21 protein-coding genes and 2 tRNA genes are annotated in these 25,826 nt (G+C 64.5%); 13 read left to right on the forward strand and 10 right to left on the reverse strand.

Features of this window, described 5'->3' with window-relative positions; all coding sequences use genetic code 11:
* Positions 1-3,816 precede the first annotated feature (3,816 nt).
* The 6 genes from rsmG to rpmH all read right to left on the reverse strand — a co-directional run bounded on the left by rsmG (position 3,817) and on the right by rpmH (position 7,160).
* Positions 3,817-4,455: a 16S rRNA (guanine(527)-N(7))-methyltransferase RsmG gene (gene rsmG / locus F8O03_RS10825; protein ID WP_151423879.1), complete on the reverse strand. Its 639-nt coding sequence runs from the start codon at positions 4,453-4,455 to the stop codon at positions 3,817-3,819.
* 280 nt (positions 4,456-4,735) lie between these two features.
* The gene (locus F8O03_RS10830) at positions 4,736-5,245 is read right to left on the reverse strand and encodes a Jag family protein (RefSeq protein ID WP_104254424.1); all 510 of its coding nucleotides are present in this window, start codon (positions 5,243-5,245) and stop codon (positions 4,736-4,738) included.
* Positions 5,246-5,288: 43 nt separating this feature from the next.
* The gene (gene yidC, locus F8O03_RS10835) at positions 5,289-6,299 is read right to left on the reverse strand and encodes a membrane protein insertase YidC (protein WP_104254425.1); all 1,011 of its coding nucleotides are present in this window, start codon (positions 6,297-6,299) and stop codon (positions 5,289-5,291) included.
* Positions 6,300-6,320: 21 nt separating this feature from the next.
* Positions 6,321-6,632, reverse strand: a complete 312-nt coding sequence (gene yidD / locus F8O03_RS10840; protein ID WP_151423880.1) for a membrane protein insertion efficiency factor YidD — start codon at positions 6,630-6,632, stop codon at positions 6,321-6,323.
* Positions 6,629-7,018, reverse strand: coding sequence for a ribonuclease P protein component (rnpA, locus tag F8O03_RS10845; protein ID WP_151423881.1), 390 nt, complete (start codon positions 7,016-7,018; stop codon positions 6,629-6,631). Before rnpA ends, yidD begins: the two co-directional genes overlap by 4 nt.
* Positions 7,019-7,022: 4 nt before the next feature.
* The gene (gene rpmH, locus F8O03_RS10850) at positions 7,023-7,160 is read right to left on the reverse strand and encodes a 50S ribosomal protein L34 (protein WP_068484134.1); all 138 of its coding nucleotides are present in this window, start codon (positions 7,158-7,160) and stop codon (positions 7,023-7,025) included.
* A 419-nt stretch (positions 7,161-7,579) separates the two neighbouring features.
* Between rpmH and dnaA the strand changes: the two genes are divergently transcribed.
* The 9 genes from dnaA to F8O03_RS10895 all read left to right on the forward strand — a co-directional run bounded on the left by dnaA (position 7,580) and on the right by F8O03_RS10895 (position 18,045).
* Complete coding sequence (dnaA, locus tag F8O03_RS10855; RefSeq protein WP_244296185.1) at positions 7,580-9,046, forward strand: chromosomal replication initiator protein DnaA; 1,467 nt, start codon at positions 7,580-7,582, stop codon at positions 9,044-9,046.
* A 478-nt stretch (positions 9,047-9,524) separates the two neighbouring features.
* Entirely contained in the window at positions 9,525-10,664 is a 1,140-nt protein-coding gene (dnaN, locus tag F8O03_RS10860) for a DNA polymerase III subunit beta (protein ID WP_104254429.1), read from the forward strand.
* Between the two features lie 3 nt (positions 10,665-10,667).
* Positions 10,668-11,849 carry a DNA replication/repair protein RecF gene (recF, locus tag F8O03_RS10865; RefSeq protein WP_151423883.1) on the forward strand — a complete coding sequence of 394 codons (1,182 nt, stop codon included), beginning with the start codon at positions 10,668-10,670 and terminating at the stop codon, positions 11,847-11,849.
* Positions 11,842-12,330, forward strand: a complete 489-nt coding sequence (locus F8O03_RS10870) for a DciA family protein (RefSeq protein ID WP_104254431.1) — start codon at positions 11,842-11,844, stop codon at positions 12,328-12,330. The genes recF and F8O03_RS10870 overlap by 8 nt, the downstream gene beginning before the upstream one ends.
* Positions 12,331-12,495: 165 nt before the next feature.
* The gene (gyrB, locus tag F8O03_RS10875) at positions 12,496-14,700 is read left to right on the forward strand and encodes a DNA topoisomerase (ATP-hydrolyzing) subunit B (RefSeq protein WP_151423884.1); all 2,205 of its coding nucleotides are present in this window, start codon (positions 12,496-12,498) and stop codon (positions 14,698-14,700) included.
* A 17-nt stretch (positions 14,701-14,717) separates the two neighbouring features.
* Positions 14,718-17,384, forward strand: coding sequence for a DNA gyrase subunit A (gene gyrA / locus F8O03_RS10880; protein ID WP_151423885.1), 2,667 nt, complete (start codon positions 14,718-14,720; stop codon positions 17,382-17,384).
* 11 nt (positions 17,385-17,395) lie between these two features.
* Positions 17,396-17,803, forward strand: coding sequence for a DUF3566 domain-containing protein (locus F8O03_RS10885; RefSeq protein ID WP_104254434.1), 408 nt, complete (start codon positions 17,396-17,398; stop codon positions 17,801-17,803).
* Positions 17,804-17,857: 54 nt separating this feature from the next.
* A tRNA-Ile gene (locus tag F8O03_RS10890) sits at positions 17,858-17,931 on the forward strand.
* 41 nt (positions 17,932-17,972) lie between these two features.
* Positions 17,973-18,045: transfer RNA gene (locus tag F8O03_RS10895), tRNA-Ala, on the forward strand.
* 191 nt (positions 18,046-18,236) lie between these two features.
* Here F8O03_RS10895 and F8O03_RS10900 read toward each other — a convergent pair.
* The 4 genes from F8O03_RS10900 to F8O03_RS10915 form a co-directional block, all read right to left on the reverse strand.
* Positions 18,237-18,590: a UBP-type zinc finger domain-containing protein gene (locus F8O03_RS10900; protein ID WP_151424033.1), complete on the reverse strand. Its 354-nt coding sequence runs from the start codon at positions 18,588-18,590 to the stop codon at positions 18,237-18,239.
* Between the two features lie 117 nt (positions 18,591-18,707).
* Positions 18,708-19,553, reverse strand: coding sequence for an SDR family oxidoreductase (locus F8O03_RS10905; RefSeq protein WP_280115578.1), 846 nt, complete (start codon positions 19,551-19,553; stop codon positions 18,708-18,710).
* A gap of 181 nt (positions 19,554-19,734) precedes the next feature.
* Positions 19,735-21,366 (reverse strand): solute symporter family protein, encoded by a 1,632-nt coding sequence (locus F8O03_RS10910; RefSeq protein WP_151423886.1) that lies wholly within the window; start codon positions 21,364-21,366, stop codon positions 19,735-19,737.
* On the reverse strand, positions 21,363-21,707 hold the full coding sequence (locus tag F8O03_RS10915) for a DUF485 domain-containing protein (protein WP_151423887.1): 345 nt from the start codon (positions 21,705-21,707) through the stop codon (positions 21,363-21,365). Before F8O03_RS10915 ends, F8O03_RS10910 begins: the two co-directional genes overlap by 4 nt.
* Before the next feature lie 182 nt (positions 21,708-21,889).
* On the opposite strand from F8O03_RS10915, the gene F8O03_RS10920 reads away from it, so the two are divergent.
* The 4 genes from F8O03_RS10920 (at position 21,890) to F8O03_RS10935 (ending at position 25,693) form a co-directional block, all read left to right on the forward strand.
* On the forward strand, positions 21,890-22,783 hold the full coding sequence (locus F8O03_RS10920) for a LuxR C-terminal-related transcriptional regulator (RefSeq protein ID WP_146079213.1): 894 nt from the start codon (positions 21,890-21,892) through the stop codon (positions 22,781-22,783).
* Between the two features lie 176 nt (positions 22,784-22,959).
* Positions 22,960-23,835 carry a MetQ/NlpA family ABC transporter substrate-binding protein gene (locus F8O03_RS10925; RefSeq protein ID WP_151423888.1) on the forward strand — a complete coding sequence of 292 codons (876 nt, stop codon included), beginning with the start codon at positions 22,960-22,962 and terminating at the stop codon, positions 23,833-23,835.
* Between the two features lie 149 nt (positions 23,836-23,984).
* The gene (locus F8O03_RS10930) at positions 23,985-25,037 is read left to right on the forward strand and encodes a methionine ABC transporter ATP-binding protein (protein WP_151424035.1); all 1,053 of its coding nucleotides are present in this window, start codon (positions 23,985-23,987) and stop codon (positions 25,035-25,037) included.
* The gene (locus F8O03_RS10935; RefSeq protein ID WP_151423889.1) at positions 25,034-25,693 is read left to right on the forward strand and encodes a methionine ABC transporter permease; all 660 of its coding nucleotides are present in this window, start codon (positions 25,034-25,036) and stop codon (positions 25,691-25,693) included. Before F8O03_RS10930 ends, F8O03_RS10935 begins: the two co-directional genes overlap by 4 nt.
* Positions 25,694-25,826: the final 133 nt, after the last annotated feature.

Here is a 25,826-nt window from a genome sequence, read left to right on the forward strand (position 1 = left end):
GCCACTGTGTGGGCCGGAAAACGTCGAGCGGGGGGAAGTGGCCGATACAGTTCTGCGGGTGTCCCTAACCGTAGTCAACCGGAGCGGAGGCCCAACCCCATCTCACACCCAGCACTTGGCCCACCCATCCAGACGAGTTGAGACTCCTTGGATAGTCCCGACTGTCCGGCATGCGGGTGTCTTGTGCCCCTCCCCAGTTCTGGCAGGTGCCAGAAAGACCCATGACATGACCCCTGTCACCAAACGGGTCCGTGGATGGCTACCTAGACCGGCGGCTGTCGTGGGACAGTTCATTCGAACGCCCCACGATGAGAAGACAGCGGCCGCTTGCGCAACTGCCCCTTCTACTGGATACCTCGGCGCCGCCAATGCTCCGCGACCTACATGGGTTCGAAGGAGTTCCTGGGCCCTGCCGGGCCGGACCCCGTCTGGGCTCAATGTGCAGAGTGGGGAGTCACACACAACCCGCGTGCACCAAGCCCTGTCAGGTCGCGCCCCGCCGTTTCGTGGAGGCTCAAATTCAACAGATGATCACCGCGAAGTTCCACTGAAACGTCGGGCAAACGGGGACCCCAACAAGATGTGTGAGCCGTCGTTTCACGTGAAACGGGCACCCGGAACCCGGGCGCGCGTGCACGCGTTCGAGCCTGGGCCTGGGCACCGGCTTGTGGCGTATGAGAAGGCCCAAGCCGGTGGAACGGGACCGCCCACAGCTCTAACCCCGCTCCGCCCCACGCCTCGGTCAGCGTGAGCGTCAGCGTCAGCGTCAGCGTCAGCGTCAGCGTCAGCGTCAGCGTCAGCGTCAGCGTCAGCGTGAGCGTGAGCGTGAGCGCAGGCCTGCGCATGGTGTGGAACGGCGACGCAGGCCCAGACGCGAATGCAGACGTAGACATAGACGTAGGTGTAGTTGTAGACCCAGGCGCGAGTGTGCACGTGGCGTGGGGCGTCGTGGGGCGTCCATCAGAAGACGTCGTCGACGCAACCGGACGTGGACGCGGACGTGGAGCCTGCCGATCCAAGCTCAGCAGAGCAACGGCAACACGTGGATCCTCGGCGGACTGAGGGACGAGGGGCTAGTCGTTTCACGTGAAACAGAGACACGGACCACCGCCGTGCGTGCTCTGAAGGAGGTCGTTCCTCGTGAAACGGCAACCCGTCCCGGGGTTCCGCAACGTGAAGACGAATCGCGCGAAGTGCCGTTTCACGTGAAACGGTAAGTCAACACCAACTCCCGTTTGTGAGAAAGAGAACTGGCCTGGTGACAGTCTCGGGCATCATTCCGAGCGCCGCCGACGCAGGTGCACAAGCAACAGCTGTCGCAGACGGAAGCAGCCTCAGAGTTCATGAACCTCGGCGACAGAGATGGGCCCAACGACGGACCTCATCCTGAAGCAAACCGAGGGACCCGCTAGATGAACTGAACTCTCAACTGCGCGCGCGTCGAGAGAACTGCGCCACCCTGAGTGCTGAACTCTGCAACGGGCCACGGGCTCGGCAGGAGGCCAGATCTCTCGGACCCTCCGTCTCACAGCTCACGAGTCGCAAGTCAGAACTCACACCTGAGCTCGCGGCTGCGGCCCGCTGCTCCCGGCTAGCTGCTCCCGGCTAACTGCTCCCAGCTCACGGCTCACGGCTCACGGCTCACGCTTCACAGCTCACGACTCACGCATCACTCCCCGCTAGCAGCTTACGTAGCGTTGGCGACGGGGAAGCGGCCGTGCCAGGGGTAGCGGTCGCAGTAGTTGGAGTGGGAGCCACAGCAGCACAGCGCAGCAGGGGTTGGAGCAGATGGAGCGATAGCGGGCACCTCTACGCTCCCACAGTCGCAGTGCAATACCTCTGTCTGCTTCTCCCTCCACACTGGGACAACGGGTAGCGGCTCTCGTCCCACCGCCGCAGTCATTCCAATATCTTCAGATTGCCCCGCTCATCGAGCGCAACTTGGCAGTCAAATAAACATGACGAGGCCGGGCGCCCGTCACAACGCCTGGTTGTCCGCGGTTGGATTAGCTGTATTGACAGCGGGCAGCGATCCAGAATCGGCCGGCGGCTAGGCACAACTGGCGTTCCGCGCTCTGCATCTGCCGTGTCTCGATTGGTCTAACCCACTCCCGCTGGCCAATACGTTCCAAGTCAGGGCGGGGCCCATCCATTCGTGCGGCCCTACGTACCAGCGTTTGGCAAGGGACGCCGCCTGATCGAGTTTCACGTGAAACGATGATCGTTCCGCGCACGTAGTTCGATGCACGTGTGCGTTGGGATCGGCGTTGGCATCGCGGGCTGGGCGTAACGGACGTGAGCGGCCTGCAGCACTCTGCGTTGCGCACACTCTGCGTTGCGCAGCCCGCCGGAGCGCCATGCAACAATGCAACAGTCCAAGCAAGACCGGGAAGTCCGTGGTGCACACCGATCAACACTGAGCCGATCCCAACACCGTCACTTGGCGGGACACCGTAAAGCCACGTCGCTCGCTACCCACGTTTCGATCACCAGGATGCGCACGGCAATTGGTACTCCGGCGCGCTAAGCAGTGCACTCTTCCTGCTCCTTCGCCCGCCGCTCGAGGCTGGGGGCCGCGCTATGGGCGAGTGTCCGTTTCACGTGGAACGGCGCGAATGTTGGGTGATCAGAGCGACTACCACTCGCCCCAGCGATCGGAGTCGCCAGTCATGTTCTGTTCCACGTGAAACCCAATCCGCGAGCTCGGGCAACGACATGACCGGATCCTGAGCGCGTGGGTGCCTCTTGGGCACGCGTGAGTCCCTAGCCCCTTCCCTCCCGGGGTCACCCAACCTCATCAACTTCGGACAGTGTCATCGCACACGCGTTCCCGTTGTGGCCCGCTCATCGCTCGTCGACCGAAATTTTGGTCCTTACGCGACCTTTCATCCGAGAAACCCGCGTATTACGTAAAGCAGCCTCACACGGGCCACGGACTACGGGACCCACCTGAGCGGCGTGAGACGCCCGGACGATGTTTGGTCGACTACGCACCACCTGCGGCGCTGCGTACTCATAACAACGATCGCGCCCCTCCTTGACTCTTCATCGTGCGTGAACTGAGTGCCTGGGTCACTCCATGTCGGCCGCCCCAGCGAATGAGCAAGGAACTGTTGCCCGCCACGACAACGCAGATTCGCACATCTCGAAAATCACGGCATACGGACATTCCACACACTCTTAACGTGGGAGAGACAGACACTCCCCACTCCGTGTGGGTCCGGGGCGGTCAGACACGGCAAGCGAACTGGGTGGGCCCACCCCCAGATCGAGCCTTAGAGCTCCGGCTGCCAACCACGCTCAGTGCATGTGGGGAAGCTGTGCCCGGTGTCTGCGACGGAGCTGCACTCCGGCCTCGACGATGTTTGGGTGGCGAGAACCTGTTGTGCACACACGCGCCCATGTCTTGTCAGCTCTACCCAGCCTCGGATTCTCGACACAACATCGCCAGACCAGACCCTCAGAGCAATGCAGCTCAAGAGGCCACGAATAGCTCCAGGTCGCTGGCGCGTAGAGCGGATGTCAGCTGCGCGACCCTTCAAGACGCAACTGTGAGACTCCAAGGGGGACGCGGGTGCGAGGAATCTCTGGCGTTCCCGCAATTTCTCGATGATCGCACGTGGTGGATGACTCTGCGACGTGTTTCACGTGGAACGAGAACAGAAACGCCTCTTTGCCCACGAAAATCGCCAACAATGAGCAGAGAGCTGCTCTCTGGGCAGTCGAGACAGCGCTACGAACCGGGGTTCAAGCCTTCTTGCATCAAGCTATATCGATACAAGTCGAAATTGCAGCCGAGGCCGCGCAGCGATCGACCTAGTCGACCGTTGCGCGGATGACCCGCGTGGCCTCAGTATCGAGGTTCTCGCCAAGCTCCTCGACTCGAACATCAGTGAGGCCGAATTTTCGGATCGCCTTGCTGGCCTTCTCGATCTCTGCTTCAGCCGATCGTCCCTTGAGGAACACGAGTTCGCCGCCGGAGCGAACAAGAGGCACCGTGATCGGGATGAGCTTGCTGAGCGCCGAGACGGCCCGCGCGGTCAGCTGATCGAAGGTGAACTCATCGTGCACCTCCTCGGCTCGCGCACGGCGCACCTGCACGTTCGTGAGAGCGAGGGCATCCACCTCACGCTGCAACCACTCTGTACGCCGCTCCATGGGCTCAATCAGAACGAAGTTCACGTCGGGACGCGCAATAGCCAGCACGAGGCCGGGAAGACCGGCGCCTGAACCGATATCTCCGACGAGCCCGGGACGCAGCAAAGGAGCCATGAGGACTGAGTTGACGATGTGTCGAGTCCAGAGGCGGGGGTATTCGAGCGGACCGACGAGCCCGAGCTGCTCACCGTATTTCGCGAGATCAAACGTGAACGCGCGAGCGAGTTCGATCCGGTCCTCGAAGAGCACCTTCGCGATAGCCGGCTCGACCTCGAGTTCAATCGGGTGGTCAGTCATACCGCATGCCCCTCTCGCAGCGTGAATGTGTCGACGCAGTCGCAAATCGCGAGCGCGGTCAGTTCATGCCAGTTTGACACGATCGGTTTCTTGACAAGACGGGACAGCCAGGATCGCCGGTCTGTCTGTGGATAAGTCTGTGCATAACAGCGAAGCGACGCCGGTAGCATGGCCTTCTCCGAGGAAAGCGACGCTGACCTGGGGTTTTACCCGTGGGGGCCATTCCGCCCCAATTCCCCAGATAATCGCCTGTGGAAACTACTGTGGATAACTCCGCGCGTCAGGCTGAGGGTGCCGGGCGGATGACCGTGTGACGCTCACGCGCTTCGCCTTCCGACTCAGACACGTAGCCGCGCTCGGAGACGATGTCGTGCACGATCTTGCGTTCGTACGAGGACATCGGGGGGAGGGCGGCGGACGAGGCGCCTTCCTCGATGCGGGTGATTGCCCGGTCGACGAGGCCGGCCAGCTCGCCCCGTCGCGCATCGCGCGAACCGCCGATGTCGAGGATGAGCCTTGAGAATTCACCCGTCTCCGCCTGCACGGCGAGGCGAGTCAGGTGCTGCAGCGCATCCACAGTCTCCCCATCAGCCAGCTTCGAGAGGTTCGACTCTCCGTCGGAGTTCACCGAGATGTACGTGCGCGACTCACGAACCTCGATATCGAGGTCACCATCCACATCGCTGATGTCGAGCAGCTCTTCGAGGTAGTCGGCGGCGATGTCCCCGTCGTCGCGGATATCCGACGTCTCTGCGTCAGCGGGGACGGCCTCGGAGGTTGCTTCAGTCATTCGGGTTCCTTAAGAGAAAGAGAGGGGACGAGGCGAGGGGAAACTACTTCTTCGCGGGCGGGGTGCTCTTGCCAGATGCGCCACCTGCGCCGGGCTTCCCGCCCGTTGCCTTCTTCTTGGCTCGGTTCTTCGAGACGGGCTGAGCACGCTGAGCCGGCTGCTGCACGGGGGCCTCCACGATGACGTTCCCCTTGGAGTCCTTGCGCTCTGGCTCAACCCACTTGCCGCGAGCCTTCAGGCGCTCCTCGCGAGCCTTCGCAGCCTCAGAGCCGGGAGTGGGCATGTTGCGGATGATGATGTACTGCTGACCCATGGTCCAGAAGTTCGAGATGAGCCAGTAGGTCATGACACCCAGCGGGAACATGACACCGGACACGAGGAACGTGAGCGGCAGGATGTAGAGCAGCATCTGCTGCTGGCGGTACATCGGCGACTCCTTGGTCGCCTGCGACACGTTCTTCGAAGTGATCTGCTTCTGCGTGATGAACTGCGAGACCGTCATGACGACGACCATGACACCGGCGAGGATCTGGACGCCGACGTTGCCATCGTTGTTGAGGAACGTCGCACTCAGGGGAGCGCCCCAGATATCCGCCTGCGAGAAGGACGTCGCGAGCTCCTGGTTCAGCGCTCCAACACCGACCGTGTTGTGCTGTGCCCCGTTGAGCACGGAGAAGAGACCGAAGAAGATCGGCATCTGCACGAGCAGCGGCCAGCAGCCCGCCATCGGGTTCGAGCCAGTCCGCTGGTAGACAGCCATGGTCTCGCGACGCATGGCCTCCATCGAGAACTGGTCGCGCTTGCCCTTGTACTTGTCCTGGATCTTCTTGATCTCAGGAGCGACATCCATCATCGCGCGCTGGGACTTCACCTGCTTCACCATGAGAGGGATCATGGCGGAGCGGACGACGAGCACCAGGCCGAGGATGGCGAGGATCCACGTCCAACCATCAGTGCCGTTGAGACCGAGCGTCGTCCACAGCGTGTGGAAACCGACCAAGATGAGCTCGATGACCCATTTGATCGGCCACAAGATGGTTCCGAGGATATCCATGAGTGCGGTGACGTCTTTCTCTTAAGTTCCGCTAGTGCCCAGGACGACGAATCCGCGAGCAGTAGTGGTGGTGGTTCGGTGTTCTGGCTCAGGCACGTCGTCAATGCCTCCAGCAGCCCAGGGGTGGCAGCGAACGAGTCGTCGCCCGGTGAGGAAGCCGCCCCGGAGGACGCCATGAACCTGCACAGCTCTTAAAGAGTACGCGGAGCAGCTGGGGTGATACCGGCAGACGTCACCGTAGAGCGGTGAGATCACCAAGCGGTACGCGTTCAGCAGTGCGATGACCACGTTCCGGGGGACGAGCGCGGCTCGTCGAACGGCACGCACGGTCATCTCCCCGACTTCGAGGCACGAAGATCCGCGTCGCTGGGCGCAGCGATTCGACGCACGCCTCGCAACGACCCGAATCTCGCACGCTCGCGCAGATCATCGAACCCGAGCTCCGCCGCTTCCGGATGAACCCGATACACGACGTCGAAGCCAGGACCGATCTCAGGGAGCAGCTCCCTGGAGACCGCCTTGAGGCGCCGACGAATGCGATTGCGCACAACAGCCACACCTACCCGCTTCGAGACAATGAAGCCGAAGCGGGTAGGTGTGTCATGTTGTTCGCGCTCGCGCACGCTGACCGTGATTCCTCGAGCACCTACACGAACTCCGCGTCGAACGATGGCCTGATAGTCATCGCCCTTGGTGACGCGGTTCGCGTAGGGAAGCAAGAAGCTACGCGGAGAGCTCGGTGCGACCCTTGCGGCGACGAGCCGAGAGGATCGCGCGACCCGCACGGGTGCGCATGCGCAGGCGGAAGCCGTGGGTCTTCGCGCGGCGGCGGTTGTTTGGCTGGAAAGTACGCTTCGACATGAGAACTCCGGAAGATACGACCCGATCGGCGGACGCCGTACGGATTTTCACAAGTGCCCTACCGAAGGGCACAACTGCCTTAACCTACGTGACCCGGGCCCGGCAGTCAACTGACGCCAGAGGGCCAGCATTATGCTCACACCGGTGCTCGGCAGGCGCTCGACATGCCGAATCCTCCCAAAGCGATTGGCGCGCGTGGCGATCCGGCGTAGGCTGGGCCCCTACCTCCGCGAGTTATGCACAGGCACCCGCCTGTTTGTCCACAGAAGTTGTGGATATCTCACCGGGTAGATCACAATGACTTGCGCACCAGTGCCACACGGCCGGTGCGTTGACCATGCTGCGAGTGTGCAGCCAAGAAGACGCGGTCCGCAGAGATGCGGTCTCGTGAAGTACAGAGGGACGGGGGGAGTGCTTCGGTGGCCGACCCGGTTTCGGAGACGTGGCAGACGCTGCTCTCCACACTGCGTGAAGACGATCGCGTTCCCGCTTCCCTCCTCGGGTTCCTCGGACTCGTCGAAGCCAAGGGAGTGATGAGCGGCGCGCTGCTGCTCGAAGTCCCCAACGACATGACCCGCACGATGATCGAAACGCGTGCGCGCGTGCCGATGCTCGCGGCGATCGCGGAGCTCGACGAGTCGGACATCAAGACGTTCGCGGTGCTCGTCAACCCGGATGCGGCTCCGCGAGCATCCGTCAGCGACCCACTCGACTCGCACGACTACATCGAAGTCGCTCCGCCGCGGGCAGCGCCCGCCCCGACCAGCTCGGTGACCGTCGTCGAAGCAGAATCCGTCGGACACCATCCGTCGTCAGATCAAGGCGCGCGCACGCAGCCCGACCCTGAGTCCCGACTCAACCCGCGGTACACGTTCGACAACTACATCATCGGCGGGTCGAACCGATTCGCGCACGCCGCGGCCGTCGCCGTCGCCGAGGCGCCGGCGCGTTCATACAATCCGCTGTTCGTCTACGGCGGCTCCGGACTCGGCAAGACGCACATGCTCCACGCCATCGGCAACTACGCCGAGTCGATCTACCCGGGCATCCAGGTCAGGTACGTCTCGAGCGAAGAGTTCACGAACGACTTCATCAACTCCATCGCGAACAACCGGACGCAGTCGTTCCAGGCGCGCTACCGCGACAACGACATCCTGCTGATCGACGACATCCAGTTCCTCCAGGGCAAGGACTCGACGCAGGAAGCCTTCTTCCACACGTTCAACACCCTGCACGAGCACAACAAGCAGGTCGTCATCACGAGCGACCTCCCCCCGAAGCAGCTGACCGGCTTCGAAGACCGGATGCGCTCCCGATTCGAGTGGGGCCTCATCACCGATGTGCAGTCCCCCGATCTGGAGACGCGCATCGCGATCCTCCGCAAGAAGTCCCAGGTCGACAACCTCCTCATCCCGGACGACGCTCTCGAGTTCATCGCCGCGAGGGTCTCGTCGAGCATCCGTGAGCTCGAGGGCACGCTCATCCGCGTCACCGCGTACGCGAACCTGAACGGCGAGAAGGTCGATCTCGCCCTCGTGTCGACCGTGCTGAAGGATCTCGTGTCCGATCAGGACACTGGCGTCGTCTCACCCGTCGACATCATCAATCGGACGGCTGCGTACTTCCAGCTGACAGTCGACGACCTCTACGGATCCTCCCGATCGCAGGCGATCGCCACGAGTCGGCAGATCGCCATGTACATCTGCAGAGAGATGACGAACCTGTCTCTTCCCAAGATCGGGCAGCTGTTCGGTGGGCGAGACCACACGACGGTGATGTACGCGCACCGCAAGATCACGAAGCTCATGACCGAGCGCCGCGACGTCTACAACCAGGTCACAGAGCTCACAGCGCGCATCCGCCAGAACGGAAACGGACGCTCCTGAGCACCCTCCAGCTCCGCATCACGGGCCCTCGTGCACGGATGCGGAGCTTTTCTTGCCCTCAGGCCCTGTGGATAACTTGTGGACTGTGGAATCGACACGCGAGCACGGACTGTGGAAAACGCGCTCGGCGCTGTGGAGTCCGAGAAGTTGTGCACCCCAGTGCTCGTCAGCGTGCACAGGGCGTCCACCGCTCCGCCACAACTTACATTTTTGTAGTTCCCATGCGGGCGCTGGGGAGTACTGAGTTATCCACAGTGTGCACAGCTGTTAATACGATGATGACAAGAAATCTATTGATATTGGGCGAATCGACGACATTGGTGAACGGTGGTCGGCCGGCCCTCCGTGGACTGGTATTTTCGCGTGCGCGACGACGAGCTCGTGCCGTGGGAAGCAGCACAGGATGCTCTGACGCTCGGGCGCAACACACCGAATCTGGGCGGCTACCATTGGGTCATTCCAACGAGAGGAACGCCTAGTGAAGTTTGTGGTCAACCGTGACGTCTTCAGCGATGCGGTGTCGTTTGTCGTCAAGCTTCTGCCTCAGCGCCCGACCCTCCCCATCCTCAGCGGTGTTGTCGTCGAGGTCGGCGACGCAGGGGTCACGCTCTCGTCATTCGACTACGAGGTCTCCAGCCGCACCAGCATCGACGCTGATGTCCAGGAGCCAGGAGCCGTCCTCGTGCAGGGACGCCTCCTCGCTGACATCGCGAATCGACTTCCTCAGGCTCCCGTCGAGCTGAGCCGCGACGACTCCGGAGTTGTCATTCGCTGCGGCAGCGCGTCGTTCCACCTGCCGACGATGCCCATCGAGGAGTTCCCGAGCCTGCCCGTCGTCGAAGGCGCGAGCGGTTCCATCGCGGGTGACGTGTTCTCGGAGGCGATCTCCCAGGTCGCGGTCGCAGCCTCCCGCGAAGACGTCGCCCCCGTGATCACGGGTGTGAACCTCTCGCTGCAGGCCGATTCGATGAGCCTCGTCGCGACCGACCGCTACCGTGTCGCAGTGCGGACCATCGAATGGCAGAGCTCCCTCACGGAGACCGAGACAGCTCTCGTACCAGCCAAGACGCTCGCCGAGGTCGGCAAGTCGCTCGGCAGCTCCGGTGAGATCACGATCACGCTCGTCAAGGACGACATCCGAGAGCTCATCGCCTTCTCCGCTGGCAACAAGACCGTCACCTCGCTCCTCATCAAGGGCAACTTCCCCGCAGTGGAGCGCCTCTTCCCCGCTGAGACGCCGCACTACGCAGTGCTCACGGTCAGCGACATCGTCGACGCGGTTCGCCGCGTGCAGCTCGTGCTCGAACGCGAGGCGGCACTGCGCTTCACGTTCACGACCGAGGGACTCCACCTCGAAGCGCTCGGCAGCGAGCAGGCTCAGGCAAGCGAGAACCTCGACGCAGTCCTGCACGGCAACGACATGGTCGTCTCGCTCAAGCCGCAGTTCCTGCTGGACGGAGTCGGCGCCATCCACTCGCCGTTCGTGCGAATCGCCTTCACGAACTCCGAGAACCCCAACAAGCCGGGACCCGTGCTGCTCACGAGCCAGACCTCGCGCGACGAGGGCGAGTCGACGAACTACCGCTACCTGCTGCAGCCGAATCTGCTCATGCGGTAACCAGTGCACGTCACGCGTCTGCAGCTGCACGACTTCAGGAACTACGAGTCCGCGGATCTGTCGCTCGGCCCCGGCGCTCACCTGTTCGTCGGGTCGAACGGCCAGGGCAAGACCAACCTCGTCGAGGCGATCGGCTACCTCGCAACGCTCGGCTCGCACCGAGTCTCCAGTGACCAGGCGCTCGTGCGCTTCGGCCAGGAGTTCGCCGTCGTCAAGATGGAGCTGGCTCACGAGACCCGCTCGCTGCACCTGGATGTGCAGATCGCGAGCTCCGGTGCCAACAAGGCGAGGGTCGGCGGCCAGAATGTCAGGTCTCGCGACCTGGCTCGGTACTTCGCGAGCGTGCTCTTCGCGCCGGAAGATCTCACGCTCGTGCGTGGTGAACCGGGGGCCCGACGCCGGTTCCTCGATTCCCTGCTCGTTACCCATTCGCCGAAGCTCGGCGGCGTGATCGCCGACTACGAGCGGGTCCTCCGACAGCGGAACTCCCTGCTTCGGTCGATGCGTGGCCCACGATCATCGGAAGCGATGATCGCGACCTTGGATGTGTGGGACGAGCGGATGCTGGAGCTCGGCTCCCAGATCATCGCCGAGCGGCTGCTGCTCTGCGATCGGCTGCTTCCGCACCTTGCCGGTTCGTACCAGCGTCTCGTCGGCGCTGACCACCGGCCGACGCTGTCGATGCGCGTCTCCGCCTTCGGCCACGCTGCCTCCGTCATGGGCGACGCCGATGGCGAGGGCGCGGACGTCGAAGGCGGCGAAGTCACGACGGCGGAGATCCGTGAGCGTTTCACCGCGCAGCTCGCCGCGATGCGTCCCCGCGAGATGGAACGAGGCGTGAGCCTCGTCGGTCCCCACCGTGATGACGCCGTGTTCTGGCTCAACGGTCTGCCGGCGCGAGTCACGGCGAGTCATGGTGAATCCTGGTCGTTTGCGCTTGCACTCAAGCTCGCGGCCGCCGAATTGGTGCGCAGCGAGTCGCGCGCAGGCGATCCTGTGCTCATCCTCGACGACGTGTTCGCCGAGCTCGATGCGTCACGCCGGTCCCGCCTCGCCGAGGCGATCGGTGATTTCGAGCAGGTCCTCATCACGGCCGCGGTCCTCGAGGATGTTCCTGAGGGGCTGCGTTCGCAGATCATCCGGATCAGTGCCGGAACGATTCAGACGGGCGACGTCGATGAGTGAGGGCGCTGAGGTGTACGCGCGCTTCAAGGAGGTCTTCGGCGGGAAGACGACGTCGCTTCGCCGGCGCCTTGCAGCGAAGGCGAAGGATGCGGAGGGCACCGAGCTGTCCGAGCCGTTCGGCTTCGGACGTGATCCCGTCGCCGCTGGATCGGCCCTTGCCGCACTGACCAGGCAATTCGGTTGGAACGGACCGCTCAAGCAGGCGGAGCTGATGGACGCGTGGCCCGAGATCGTGGGCAAGGAGACGGCGGCGCATTCCACTCCGCTGCACATCGAGGATGGCGTGCTGCTGGTGCAGTGCGACTCGACTGCGTGGGCGACGCAGCTCCGGGGGATGCAGACGATGCTGCTCACGAACCTCACGGAGAGGTACGCGGAAGCGAAGGTCGAGCGCATCCGCTTTCTGAACCCGGGTGCCCCCTCGTGGAAACGCGGTCCCAGATCGGTTCCAGGGCGTGGTCCACGCGATACCTACGGTTGACAAGGCAAATACGGTACGTCCCCTCGTTTTCGTCGCTTCACGCTCCATTTTCGGGCCTCGAGTCGTGTTCCTTGGTAGACTGAACAGTCGCTGGATCCGCGTCATGCGAGTTTGCTCGCAACGCGGATCTTGCATGTCGCCACACAGCAAGGAGACGCCCGAGTTATGGCATCAGAAACTTCCGACCCCGAGAACACGACTGAGACGCCAGACGACGCTCTGCAGTCGGACGGTCCAGGAACGTCGGAAGGCCAGGAGGGGGCTCCCGCCGAGGTGGTCGAAGCCCGCTCGCAGAACGATCGGGTTGAGAACGACTACGGCGCAGGCCAGATCCAGGTGCTCGAGGGGCTCGAAGCCGTTCGCAAGCGCCCAGGCATGTACATCGGCTCCACAGGTCCCGAGGGACTTCACCACCTCGTGTACGAGATTGTGGATAACTCTGTGGATGAATCGCTCGCGGGCTACTGCGACGACATCCAGGTAACGCTGCAGGATGACGGAGCCGTGCGCGTTCGCGACAACGGCCGAGGCATCCCCGTCGAGATGCACCCGGTCGAGGGAATCTCCACGCTCGAGGTCGTGCTCACCAAGCTGCACGCCGGCGGAAAGTTCGGCGGTGGCGGCTACGCGGTCTCCGGCGGTCTCCACGGCGTGGGCTCCTCCGTCGTGAACGCCCTGTCCTACCGCCTCATCGCACAGGTCAAGCGCGATGGCTTCGAGTGGGAGATGGACTTCGAGAACGGCGTGCCGACCGGGAACATCCGGAAGGGCGAGCCGACCGAAGACACTGGAACGACCATCACGTTCTACGCGAACTCCGAGATCTTCGAGACCGTCGAGTACGACTTCGAGGTGCTCCGCGCGCGCTTCCAGCAGATGGCCTTCCTCAACAAGGGCCTGCGCATCTCACTTGCCGACGACCGCGACCAGTCGACCCTCACGGGCGACGGACTCGCGGCACAGATCACCGAGCTCCAGGACGAGACCGCCGCTGACGTCGACGACGCCGAGCGGACCGAGACCGGCGAGCCGAAGGCCGTCACCGAGTCCATCGAGATCCCGCAGAAGCGCGCGCAGACGTACCTGTTCGAGCGCGGACTCGTCGACTACGTGCAGCACCTCGTCAGCCGTCGCAAGAAGCAGCCGGTGCACGAGGAGATCATCGAGGTCAACGCCGAGGACACCGAGCGCAAGATCTCGCTCGAGCTGGCGATGCAGTGGATCGACTCCTACTCGGAGTCCATCCACTCGTTCGCGAACACGATCAACACGAAGGAAGGCGGCACGCACCTCGAAGGGTTCCGGGCCGCCCTCACGACTGTTGTCAACCGATACGCGCGCGAGAAGAACCTCATCAAGGAGAAGGACGAGAACTTCTCGGGTGAGGATGTCCGCGAAGGACTCGCCGCCGTCATCTCCATCAAGCTCGGCGAACCGCAGTTCGAGGGTCAGACGAAGACGAAGCTCGGCAACACCGAGGCCAAGTCGTACGTGCAGCGCATCGTCGGCCAGGCGCTCCAGGACTGGTTCGACCGCAACCCCTCGCAGGCCAGGGACATCATCCGCAAGGCGGGCCAGGCATCCGCTGCCCGCCTCGCGGCACGTCGCGCACGCGAGCAGACCCGACGCAAGGGGCTCCTCGAGACCGGCGGCATGCCAGGCAAGCTCAAGGACTGCCAGTCGAAGGACCCGACACGCTCCGAGGTCTTCATCGTCGAGGGCGACTCGGCCGGTGGCTCCGCAGTTCAGGGCCGCGACCCCGAGACGCAGGCCATCCTCCCGCTGCGCGGGAAGATCCTGAACGTCGAGAAGGCTCGCCTCGACCGCGCGCTGCAGAACAACGAAGTGCAGTCGATGATCACCGCGTTCGGCGCCGGCCTCGGCGACGACTTCGACCCTGACAAGGTCAGGTACCACAAGATCATCCTCATGGCAGACGCCGACGTCGACGGCCAGCACATCACGACGCTGCTCCTGACACTCCTGTTCCGCTACATGCGTCCGCTCGTCGAGCTCGGCTACGTGTTCCTCGCGCAGCCGCCGCTGTACCGCATCAAGTGGTCCAACGCGGCGCACGACTTCGCCTACTCGGACCGCGAGCGCGACGCGATGCTCGCAGACGGCAAGGCCGCCGGTCGTCGTATTCCCAAGGACAACGCCATCCAGCGCTACAAGGGGCTCGGCGAGATGAGCTACCAGGAGCTCTGGGAGACGACGATGGATCCCTCCGTGCGCACGCTCCTGCAGGTCAAGGTGAGCGACGCAGAAGCGGCTGACGCCGTGTTCAGCACGCTCATGGGCGAGGACGTCGAATCCCGCCGGACCTTCATTCAGCAGAACGCGCACGACGTGCGCTTCCTCGATATCTAAGGCACACAGGCACATCTATGGCTGAAGAACGCGTCACAACCACCAACGCCGACGGCGAAGACCGCATCGGGCAGGTCGACCTGCAGCTCGAGATGCAGCGCTCGTACCTCGACTACGCGATGAGCGTCATCGTCGGTCGAGCGCTCCCCGAGGTGCGCGACGGGCTCAAGCCCGTGCACCGCCGTGTCATCTACGCGATGTACGACGGCGGCTACCGGCCCGACAAGGCATTCTCGAAGTGCGCCCGCGTCGTCGGAGACGTCATGGGGCAGTTCCACCCGCACGGCGACTCGGCGATCTACGACGCCCTCGTCCGCCTCGTCCAGCCGTGGTCGCTGCGCTACCCGCTCGCCCTCGGCCAGGGGAACTTCGGCTCCGCCGGCAACGACGGTGCCGCCGCGCCCCGATACACCGAGACCAAGATGGCGCCGCTCGCGCTCGAGATGGTCAGGGACATCGACGAGGACACCGTCGACTTCCAGGACAACTACGACGGCCGCACGCGCGAGCCAGCCGTGCTGCCCGCCCGCTTCCCGAACCTCCTGGTCAACGGCTCCGTCGGCATCGCCGTCGGCATGGCCACGAACATCCCCCCGCACAACCTCCGCGAGGTCGCGGCTGGTGCGCTGTGGCACCTCGAGCACCCGGATGCGACCCGCGAGGAGCTCATGGACGCGCTCATGGAGCGCATCCACGGCCCTGACTTCCCCACCGGCGCCCAGATCCTCGGCACCAAGGGGATCCAGGAGGCGTACCGCACCGGTCGCGGCTCCATCACGATGCGCGCTGTCGTCGCGATCGAGGAGATCCACGGCCGCACGTGCCTCGTCATCACGGAGCTGCCCTACCAGGTCAACCCCGACAATCTTGCGCTGAAGGTCGCCGAGCTCGTCAAGGACCAGCGCCTCACCGGCATCGCCGACATCCGCGACGAGTCCTCCGGCCGAACCGGTCAGCGCCTCGTCATCGTGCTCAAGCGCGACGCCGTCGCGAAGGTCGTGCTCAACAACCTCTACAAGCACACGCAGCTGCAGGAGAACTTCGGCGCGAACATGCTCGCGATCGTCGACGGCGTTCCCCGCACGCTCGCGATCGACGGCTTCATCACGGCGTGGGTGCAGCACCAGGTCGAGGTCATCGTGCGCCGCACGAAGTTCCGCCTCAAGAAGGCGGAAGACGAGGTTCACATCCTCCGCGGCTACCTCAAAGCGCTCGACATGCTCGACGAGGTCATCGCGCTCATCCGCCGGTCGCCGACCGTCGAAGAGGCCCGCACGGGACTCATGGAGCTGCTCGACGTCGACGAGCTGCAGGCCAGCGCCATCCTGAACCTCCAGCTGCGCCGCCTCGCAGCGCTCGAGCGCCAGAAGATCATGGAAGACGCAGCGCGTCTCGAAGCGATGATCGCCGAGTACAAGGAGATCCTCGCCGACCCCGTGCGCCAGCGCACGATCATCGCGGACGAGCTGCAGGAAGTCGTCGACAAGTTCGGCGACGATCGACGCACCGAGATCCTGCGAGGCTCCGGCGGCGACATGACCGACGAGGACCTCATCCCCGAAGAGGAGATGGTGGTCACCGTCACGCGCGGCGGCTACATCAAGCGCACGCGCAGCGACAACTACCGTTCACAGCACCGGGGCGGCAAGGGCATCAAGGGCGCCCAGCTCCGGGCGGACGACGTGGTCGAGCAGTTCTTCGTCACGACGACCCACCACTGGCTGCTCTTCTTCACGAACCTGGGCCGCGTGTACCGGGCCAAGGCGTACGAGCTCATCGAGGCTGGCCGGGATGCGAAGGGGCAGCACATCGCGAACCTGCTGCCGCTGCAGCCCGACGAGAAGGTCGCGCAGATCCTCGACATCAGCGACTACCGCCAGGCGCAGTACCTCGTGCTGGCCACCCGCGAGGGACTCGTCAAGAAGACGGCGCTCACCGAGTACGACACGAACCGCCAGGCCGGCATCATCGCGGTCAACCTGCGCGAGGGCGACGAGCTCGTCTCGGCGATGCTCGCCGACGAGTCCGACCACGTGTTCTGCGTCTCCCACCTGGGAATGTCGCTTCGCTTCGAGGCGAACGACGAGGCGCTCCGGCCCATGGGCCGCTCCACCTCCGGGGTGAAGGGCATGTCGTTCCGCGACGGCGACTACCTGCTCACCGCAGCGGTCACCTCGAGTGATGACGTCTACGTGTTCATCGTCACGGAGGGTGGATACGCGAAGCGCACGTCGGTCTCGCAGTACCGCATCCAGAAGCGCGGCGGCCTCGGCATCAAGGTCGCGAAGCTGAACGAGGAACGCGGCGGGCTCGCCGGCGCGCTGCTCGTCCACGACGCCGAAGAGGTGCTGGTCATCCTCGCCTCCGGCAAGGTCGTGCGTTCCAACGTCGCCGAGGTCTCCGTGACCGGACGCGACTCCATGGGCGTGACCTTCGCGAGGCTTGACAACAGCGACTACGTGATCGCGATCGCGCAGAACGCCGACCGCGAGCTCGAGAAGGAAGACGAGGCGGGTGAGGACGGCGAATCCGCCGGCGCCACCGCCTCCGACGACACCGAGGCGGCGACCGAGGCCACCCCTGATGCCTCCGGCGACGAGGAGAGCACGACCGCCGAGAGTGACGAGAGTGAGACTGTGGCAGACTCGGTCACGTCGTTCGAGCAGGACGAGACCGAAGACTGAGGTACTGATCTATGACGAGCGTTGCTGACAAGCTGGCCCAGAAGTCCAGCAAGAAGACTGCGAGCAAGCAGGTGCGCCTCCGTTTGGTGCACATCGACTTCTGGTCTGTCGTGAAGTTCTCCTTCCTGCTGTCGATCTGCTTCGGCATCATCACCATCGTTGCCACGTTCCTCATGTGGACGGTCATCGAGAACACGGGTGTGCTGGGGAGCGTCAACAACCTCCTCAACGACGTCTCCGGTTCGGCAGGTGTCGGAGTCGATGACTTCGTCACACTGCCGCAGCTCATGCTCTTCTCGCTTGTCGTGGCGCTCCTCAACCTCGTCGCGGGCACTGCCCTCGGCGCGGTCGCGGCGTTCCTGTACAACCTCGCGGTGAAGGTCACGGGAGGCCTCGTGTTCGGTTTCACGAACAGCTAGCGGCTCGATTTCCCCTGCGGTGCACTTTTCGTGTATGTTGGGGCAGTCGCTTCGGGGGCTATAGCTCAGGCGGTTAGAGCGCTTCGCTGATAACGAAGAGGTCCCAGGTTCAAGTCCTGGTAGCCCCACGGTTCGACACTGAAGTCTGGTGTCGTTTCCACCCCCGAACGGGGCCTTAGCTCAGTTGGTAGAGCGCCTGCTTTGCAAGCAGGATGTCAGGAGTTCGAATCTCCTAGGCTCCACGGTGACACAGAACCCCGGTCAGAGAAATCTGACCGGGGTTCTTCTGCGTGAGTCGGCCCATCCGGGGGCGGACTTGCGGCCGCTTCAGGCGAGTCTCGACGACCACAACCCCGCCCTCGGCATCCGGCCTACGCGTATGGGGCCTCGGGCAGGGCGAGCGGTTCGTCCGGGAGATCGCCGAGCGGCGTCGTCATGCGCCCAGGAGGCGTTGCCAGTCGGCCGGCACGCGTTCCCGCGGGCCCGGGACCGTCTGCGACCGTGGGTGGCTGAGCGGCGCGTGCAGCGTCGGCCCGTCGAACATCGTGACCGTCGCGTAGTCCCAGAACCACACCTCGTCAGGCTCGTAGCTGCAGATGACCTGGTGACCGGTTGCGTGAGCGTGCTTCGTCGCGTGCGTGTTCAGGGAGTCGTCGCAGCAGCCGATGTGTCCGCAGAACGTGCAGCGACGCAGGTGCAGCCACCAGCTGCCCGACTGCTCGCATTCCACACACCCCGGACCGGACGGTGGGACGTCCGGTTTGATGTGCTGATCGACACCCGTCATCGTCACGCTCCCTCGTTGGACTGCTGCACGTAGGGTCTGCCGGGGATGTGCCCGAACCGCCCATCTGGGACTCACACTAGGCCGTTGGTCTCGAAACCCCCTCCGATGTCCATACCGTCAGCCGACGAAGGCATCGGGAAACAGTTCGGCGGCATCCACACCGGGTGAGTAGGCGCCCAGATCGCTCACACCCGCATCCGCGAGCACGTCTTCGCACAGCAGTGTCTCGCCCTGGTACCGGCCGCGCGGCGCCGTGAGGACGACGTGCGCGGCATCCGCGTACAGCTCTGGAGTCCGACTGCGCCGCATGAGCTCCTCGCCGCCGATGATGTTGGCGACCGCGGCGGTCTGGATGGTCGTGCGCGGCCAGAGGGTGTTCGCCTCGACTCCCTTCTCGGCGAACTCGGCACCGATGCCCAGCGTCGCGAGCGTCATGCCGTACTTCGCCGTCATATACGCGGGGTAGGCGCCGAGCCACCTCGCCGACAGGTTCAGGGGAGGTGAGAGCGACAGGATGCGAGCATCCGCCGACTCCAGCAGGTGCGGCAGCGCGGCCCGCGACAGCATGAACGTGCCCCGCTGGTTGATCTGATGCATCAGGTCGTAGCGCTTCTCGTCGATGTCGAGCGTCGACCGCAGGTCGATGGCGCTCGCGTTGTTGACGACGATGTCGATGCCGCCGAACTCGACGACCGCCGTATCGACCGCCCGCTGCAGGTCGGAGTCGTCACGGACGTCGCCCACGACCGGCAGAGCGCGCCCACCGGCCTCGCGTACCTCCTCAGCGGCCGTGTAGACCGTGCCGGGCAGCTTCGGATGGGGCTCACCGGTCTTCGCCAGGAGCACGACGTTCGCGCCATCACGCGCCGCGCGCTTCGCGATCGCGAGTCCGATGCCGCGGCTTCCGCCTGACATGATGATGGTCTTCCCGGCGAGGGAACCTGTCTGCGTTGACTGGGTCAAATCCGCACCTCCGTGTGCATCGTGGACACGTTCACGCTACCCACGCGCATCCCGAAGCTCATGTGCGTTGTGGCACCGAGACAACGAGAGCGCCGAAATGGTCGCCCCGACCGGATCGGAGCGACCATTTCGACGAACTCGAGCCGGCCTTGGCCGTGCGCGGGCGAGGGCGAGGGAGTGCCTAGTGCTCGACGGCCTCCTCGGCCCCGTACCCGGTGAGCGAGCGCACATCCATCTCGGCGGCGACGCGCGGATCCTCCTTCTTCTGCGGCAGGACGGACCCGAGCCACCCGAGCAGGAAGCCGACGGGGATCGAGACGATGCCCGGGTTGTTGAGCGGGAACCAGGCGAAGTCGATCTCCGCCCCGAGCATCGCCGTCTCGGCACCGGAGACGACCTTCGAGAAGAGGATCAGGACGATGGCCGTCGCGAGGCCCCCGTACATGCTCCACAGCGCGCCACGAGTGGTGAACTTGCGCCAGTACAGCGAGTAGAGGATCGTCGGCAGGTTCGCGCTGGCGGCGACCGCGAAGGCGAGCGCCACCAGGAAGGCGATGTTCTGGCCCTGCACGCCGATGCCGCCGACGATGGCGACGACGCCGAGCACGACGACCGTGTACTTGCCGACCTTCACCTCCTGCTCGGGGGTCGCCGTGCCTCGCTTCACGACGCTGTTGTAGATGTCGTGGGCGAAGGATGCGGCAGCCGTGATGGCGAGGCCGGCGACCACGGCGAGGATGGTCGCGAAGGCCACGGCGGAGATGAAGCCCATGAGGATGGGCCCCCCAAGCTCGAGAGCGAGTAGCGGCGCGGCGGAGTTCACGCCGCCGGGCGCGTCCTTGATGGCGGGCGCACCGACGAGTGCGGCGGCCCCGTAGCCGAGGACCAGCGTGAACACGTAGAAGCCGCCGATGAGCCAGATGGCCCACACCACGGACTTTCGGGCCTCCTTGGCGGTGGGCACCGTGTAGAAGCGCATCAGCACGTGCGGGAGGCCCGCCGTACCCAGGACGAGGGCGAGGCCGAGCGACACGAAGTCGATGGGGTTCTTGCCGTATTGGAGCCCCGGAGCGAGGATTGCGGCCGGGTCTTCAGCACCGTCGAGCGCCGCCTTGTCGACGGCCGCCTGTAGGAGCGCGGAGAGGTCGAAGCCGTTGATGACCAGCACCCAGATCGTCATCGCCCCGGCGCCGCCGATGAGCAGGAAGGCCTTGATGATCTGCACCCAGGTCGTGCCCTTCATCCCGCCGATGAGGACGTAGATGATCATGAGCACGCCGACGACGGCGACGACGATCGCGACGCCGATGTCGTCCGTGATGCCGAGCAAGAGCGCGACGAGACCGCCGGCCCCGGCCATCTGGGCGAGGAGGTAGAAGAAGCAGACCGCGAGCGTCGTGAGGGCCGCCGCGACGCGCACGGGCCGCTGCTTGAGGCGGAACGACAGCACGTCGGCCATCGTGAACTTGCCCGTGTTGCGCATGAGCTCGGCGACCAGCAGCAGCGCCACCAGCCAGGCGACGAGGAACCCGATCGAATAGAGGAAGCCGTCATATCCATTGACGGCGATGGCACCGACGATGCCCAGGAAGGACGCTGCGGAGAGATAGTCGCCGGAGATGGCGAATCCATTCTGCGTCCCCGAGAAGGAGCGACCGCCTGCATAGTAATCGGCCGCGGTCTTGCTGTTGCGGCTCGCCCTGATGACGATGAAGAGCGTCACGGCGACGAAAGCCGCAAAGATGGCGATATTCAGGACTGGGTCGTTGTCTGCCACCGCGCTCGCCCGCGGGGCGATGAGCTGAACGCTCATGCCTGGTCCTCCTTCGTGAGCTGGACGCGCAGATCATTCGCGAGCGGGTCGAGTCTCCGGTTGGCGTAGGAGACGTACCACATGGTGATCGCGAAGGTCGTGACGAACTGGCCGATGCCCAGCAGCAGGCCCACGTTGATGTTCCCGAGGACGGGTGTTGCCATGAAGTCGTGCGCGTACGCGGCGACGACGATGTAGGCGCCGTACCAGACGAGGAAGAAGATGGAGAGTGGGAAGACGAAGGAGCGCTGGCGCTTCTTCAGTTCCTTGAAATCGGCCGATTCCTCGAATTCGACATAGTCGATTCCGCCGGGCGGCGGTGGTGACGTTTCATTCTGCATGGGGCCTCCTTGCCTCAGTGCATTGCTGCGTTCGTCAGAGATGGACGGGTATTCCGTAGCGGCTGACGGCGGCCTTTCTTCGCGTCATTGCGAACACGAAAGCCTCATCGCCTGCGTGATAGCATCCACGCTACGCATACGACGAAGTATCGAACTACCCCCGGAAGTTGGTAGTGACGCACATGATGTTTCCAGAGGCAGCAACCGAAGCTGACGTCTTCGCTCAGGCCGTGGCGCGCCTGCGGGACTCCACGGGGTGCCCTCTCTCGTTCGGCGGTCCGACGTACCGCGACACGACGGACGTCCACACGATCTGCGGCAACCAGGGTGTCGGTCTCGTCGGCCTCCGAGTGCAGCTTGGACGCGGTCTCGGTGGCCGGGCGATGCTCGAGCGTCGCGCCAAGGTCACGACGAACTATCGCGGCAGCAGCCGCATCACGCACGACTACGACGTGCAGGTGCTGTCCGAGCACGTCCAGAGCCTCATGGCTGTGCCGGTCATCGTCGACAAGCACGTGCGGGGTGTCCTCTACGGCGGGTTCCGGGCGGCCCCTGACTCGCAGTCGATGTCGCTCGGCCAGGCGGTCGCCCTCGGCAAGAAGGTTGAAGACGAGCTGCGGCTGCGGGATGAGCTCAGCCGTCGGATGCGCGTGGGGTCCGCGAGTGTCTCCGAGCTGGGAGGCGGTGGCCTCACAGCGCGACAGCTCGAGGAGCTGAGGGGCACGTTCTCCGAGCTGCGTGAAGTGGCATCCCTCCTCGGCGATGCTGAGGTGCGGGCCAGGCTGCGGGGCATCGAGGAGCGCCTCGTGAGGTTCGCCGGCGATCACGGAGATCCGCGGAGCAGAGAGGCAGTTGTCACCGCGGAGCTCGCCGAGGCGCCGGTAAAGCTCTCCCCGCGGGAGCTGGACGTGCTCGGCCAGATCGCGCTCGGGCTGACGAACAAGGACATCGCCAGGAAGCTGATCCTGACGGAGAGCACGGTCAAGAGCTACCTCGGCACCGCAATGACGAAGCTGGATGCGGGCTCCCGCTATCAGGCTCTTGCGAAGGCTCGCCACTTGGGCCTTCTTCCCTGATCTGGGGAGCGATCCCAACGCAACATCATTGCGTCTGTGACCCTGTCGGTCGACTGTTACGCAACGTGTCAGGATGTATCGGCGCGGCGACGCGCTGTTCTCTTATTCTTGCGAGGCCCTCTAGACCCTTAGAGGATTGCCGGCGTTCGCGCGCCGCATTGAAAGGACCCTCCTCCATGTCACGTTTCACCAAGATCGCCGCAGCAGTCGGCGCGATCGCCCTCGTTGGAGGCCTCTCCGCGTGCTCCACCGGCGCCTCCGATGACAGCACCATCAAGCTCGGCGTCGTCGGCGCATCCGACCCGTACTGGGAGGTGCTCGTCGAGGAAGCTGCAGCTCAGGACCTCACGGTCGAGCTCGTCGACTTCTCGGACTACAACCAGCCCAACCCCGCCACGAGCGAGGGTGAGCTCGACGTCAACGCGTTCCAGCACATCATCTACCTCGCGCAGCACAACGCCGCGAGTGGCGACGACCTCGTGCCGATCGGCTCGACGGCCATCTACCCCCTCGGCTTCTACTCGTCGCAGTACGATTCGGTCGACGCGATTCCGGACGGCGCAGAGGTCGCGGTGCCGAACGACGCCTCGAACCGTGCGCGTGGCCTTCTCGTGCTCCAGGAAGCCGGCCTCATCGAGCTCAAGGACGGCGGCTCGCCGTTCTCCACGCTCGACGACGTTCTCCCAGAATCGCGCGTCAAGGTGACGGAACTCGAGGCGTCGCTCACGGCGACCTCGCTGCCCGACCTCGCTGGCGCGATCATCAACAACGACTTCGTCGAGAACGCTGGACTCACGACCGAGGACGCCCTCACGCGTGACGACCCCCAGAACGCTTCCGCGTTCCCGTACATCAACATCTTCGTGACGACGGCTGAGAACGCCGACAACGAGAACTACCTCAAGCTCGTCGAGATCTACCAGAACTCAGAGGCAGTCGCGGCATCGGTCAAGGAGACGTTCGGTGACACCGCCGTCCTCACCAAGACCCCCGTGGACGAGCTGCAGACGACGCTCGACGAGCTCGTCGCAGAGATCGAAGCCCAGGGCTAGAACTCACCCCTAGCGCGCTCGCCGCCCGAGACCCGATGATGATCATCAGGCCTCGGGCGGCGATCTCGCTTGCACCGACGAACGGCGTCTCGGCGCCGCTCACCAGCATCACCACACGGTTCGACCGTGCAGAAGGCGAGAGCGAACACATGGCCCTCATCACACTCACCGACGTCGTCAAGGAGTACCCGTCGCCGAAGCGGCGCGCCCCGGCCATCAGAGCGGTCGACGGCGTCTCCCTCAGCATTGAAAAAGGCGACATCTACGGGGTCATCGGCTACTCGGGTGCAGGGAAGTCGACCATGGTGCGACTCATCAACGCGCTCGAGCCGACCACGTCAGGCAGCATCCACGTGGATGGGGTCGACATCACGAAGCTGCCCGAGACGAAGCTGCGCTCCGTGCGCGCCGGAATCGGCATGATCTTCCAGCAGTTCAACCTCTTCAACTCACGCAACGTCGCCGGGAACGTGGCCTATCCGCTGCGCGTCGCCAAGACGCCGAAGGCGGAGCGCGAGAAGCGCATCGCCGAGCTGCTCGAGTTCGTCGGACTCTCCGAGAAGGCCCGGGCCTTCCCCGACCAGCTCTCCGGCGGCCAGAAGCAGCGCGTCGGCATCGCGCGCGCGCTCGCTACGAACCCCAGCATCCTCCTCGCCGACGAGTCGACGAGCGCGCTCGACCCGCAGACGACGGCAGACGTGCTGCAGCTGCTGAAGAAGGCCAACGAAGAGCTCGGGGTCACGATCATCGTCATCACGCACGAGATGGACGTCGTGAAGGAGATCGCGAGCCACGTCGCCGTCATGGAGCACGGCAAGGTCGTCGAGCAAGGCGAGGTCTTCGACATCTTCGCCAACCCCAAGGCTCCGGCCACGCAGCGCTTCGTGTCGACGGTTGTGCAGGGCATCCCGGGCGCCGAGCTGCGCGCTGACCTGACTGCCCGCCACCCTGGCACGCTCGTGACACTGAGCTTCCGCGATGGGCGGACTAACCAGGGCCAGGCGCTGCGCATTTTGCACGAGGCAGGCATCACCGTCGAGCTCGTGTACGGCGGAATGAACGAGATCCGCGGAAAGTCGTTCGGGGACCTGACCTTCGCGCTGCAGGGCGACGCGGATGCACGACGCCGGGCTCTCGATGAGATCGGCGGCCTCGCGGTCGTCACGGAATTCGACACGATCACGCCTGGAGGTGCCGCATGAACGAGGTCATCGAACTCCTCCCTAAGCTGATCGAGGCGACGGGCGACACGCTCTACATGGTGTCGCTCAGCCTCATCATTGGCGGTATCGGCGGACTCCTCGTCGGCCTCGTGCTCTACCTGACCCGCAGGGGCAACCTGTACGAGCAGCCGGTCGTGAGCGCTGTGGTCAACGTCATCGTCAACTTCTTCCGGCCCATCCCGTTCATCATCTTCATCGCGGCCGTACAGCCCTTCTCCCGCTTCGTCGTGGGCGTGGGCATCGGGCCAGAAGCCGCGATCGTCGCACTGTCGCTCGCAGCGACCTTCGGTATCTCGCGCCTCGTGGAGCAGAACCTGCTGACCGTATCGCCCGGAGTCGTCGAGGCGGCCCGCTCGGCGGGAGCCGGTCGATTCCAGATCGTCTGGTCGGTCATCGTCCCGGAGGCGCTGGGACCGCTCATCCTCGGCTACACGTTCGCAGTGGTGTCGCTCGTCGACATGTCGGCGGTCGCCGGCGCCATCGGAGCGGGCGGTCTCGGTGACTTCGCCATCCAGTACGGCTACCGGCAGTTCAACCCCGCGGTCACCTGGGCTGCGGTCATCGTGATCGTCGTCATCGTGCAGGGGCTCCAGTTCCTCGGCAACTGGGCGGCGCGCAAGACACTGCGGCGCTGATCCCGCTCGGCACCCACCATTCGACGCGCGCCGGCCCCTCCCTGTGCGGGGGCCCGGCGCGCGTCGGCGTACGATAGCGTGCGCCCGTGGTTCGGGTCGGCCAGGCACCGGGCCGCTGACCTCGAGACCCCGG

Origin of the sequence: Pseudoclavibacter terrae (genome assembly GCF_008831075.1) — a bacterium.
In the GTDB taxonomy this organism is placed as follows: domain Bacteria; phylum Actinomycetota; class Actinomycetes; order Actinomycetales; family Microbacteriaceae; genus Pseudoclavibacter; species Pseudoclavibacter terrae.

What these genes read in the sequence shown, in the direction of transcription:
- rsmG (WP_151423879.1), bottom strand. Translation starts at nt 4,455, where the DNA reads ATGACTGACCACCCGATTGAACTCGAGGTCGAGCCGGCTATCGCGAAG.
- F8O03_RS10830 (WP_104254424.1), bottom strand. Translation starts at nt 5,245, where the DNA reads ATGACTGAAGCAACCTCCGAGGCCGTCCCCGCTGACGCAGAGACGTCG.
- yidC (WP_104254425.1), bottom strand. Translation starts at nt 6,299, where the DNA reads ATGGATATCCTCGGAACCATCTTGTGGCCGATCAAATGGGTCATCGAG.
- yidD (WP_151423880.1), bottom strand. Translation starts at nt 6,632, where the DNA reads ATGACCGTGCGTGCCGTTCGACGAGCCGCGCTCGTCCCCCGGAACGTG.
- rpmH (WP_068484134.1), bottom strand. Translation starts at nt 7,160, where the DNA reads ATGTCGAAGCGTACTTTCCAGCCAAACAACCGCCGCCGCGCGAAGACC.
- F8O03_RS10870 (WP_104254431.1), top strand. Translation starts at nt 11,842, where the DNA reads ATGAGTGAGGGCGCTGAGGTGTACGCGCGCTTCAAGGAGGTCTTCGGC.
- gyrB (WP_151423884.1), top strand. Translation starts at nt 12,496, where the DNA reads ATGGCATCAGAAACTTCCGACCCCGAGAACACGACTGAGACGCCAGAC.
- gyrA (WP_151423885.1), top strand. Translation starts at nt 14,718, where the DNA reads ATGGCTGAAGAACGCGTCACAACCACCAACGCCGACGGCGAAGACCGC.
- F8O03_RS10885 (WP_104254434.1), top strand. Translation starts at nt 17,396, where the DNA reads ATGACGAGCGTTGCTGACAAGCTGGCCCAGAAGTCCAGCAAGAAGACT.
- F8O03_RS10900 (WP_151424033.1), bottom strand. Translation starts at nt 18,590, where the DNA reads ATGACGGGTGTCGATCAGCACATCAAACCGGACGTCCCACCGTCCGGT.
- F8O03_RS10910 (WP_151423886.1), bottom strand. Translation starts at nt 21,366, where the DNA reads ATGAGCGTTCAGCTCATCGCCCCGCGGGCGAGCGCGGTGGCAGACAAC.
- F8O03_RS10915 (WP_151423887.1), bottom strand. Translation starts at nt 21,707, where the DNA reads ATGCAGAATGAAACGTCACCACCGCCGCCCGGCGGAATCGACTATGTC.
- F8O03_RS10920 (WP_146079213.1), top strand. Translation starts at nt 21,890, where the DNA reads ATGATGTTTCCAGAGGCAGCAACCGAAGCTGACGTCTTCGCTCAGGCC.
- F8O03_RS10925 (WP_151423888.1), top strand. Translation starts at nt 22,960, where the DNA reads ATGTCACGTTTCACCAAGATCGCCGCAGCAGTCGGCGCGATCGCCCTC.
- F8O03_RS10930 (WP_151424035.1), top strand. Translation starts at nt 23,985, where the DNA reads ATGGCCCTCATCACACTCACCGACGTCGTCAAGGAGTACCCGTCGCCG.
- F8O03_RS10935 (WP_151423889.1), top strand. Translation starts at nt 25,034, where the DNA reads ATGAACGAGGTCATCGAACTCCTCCCTAAGCTGATCGAGGCGACGGGC.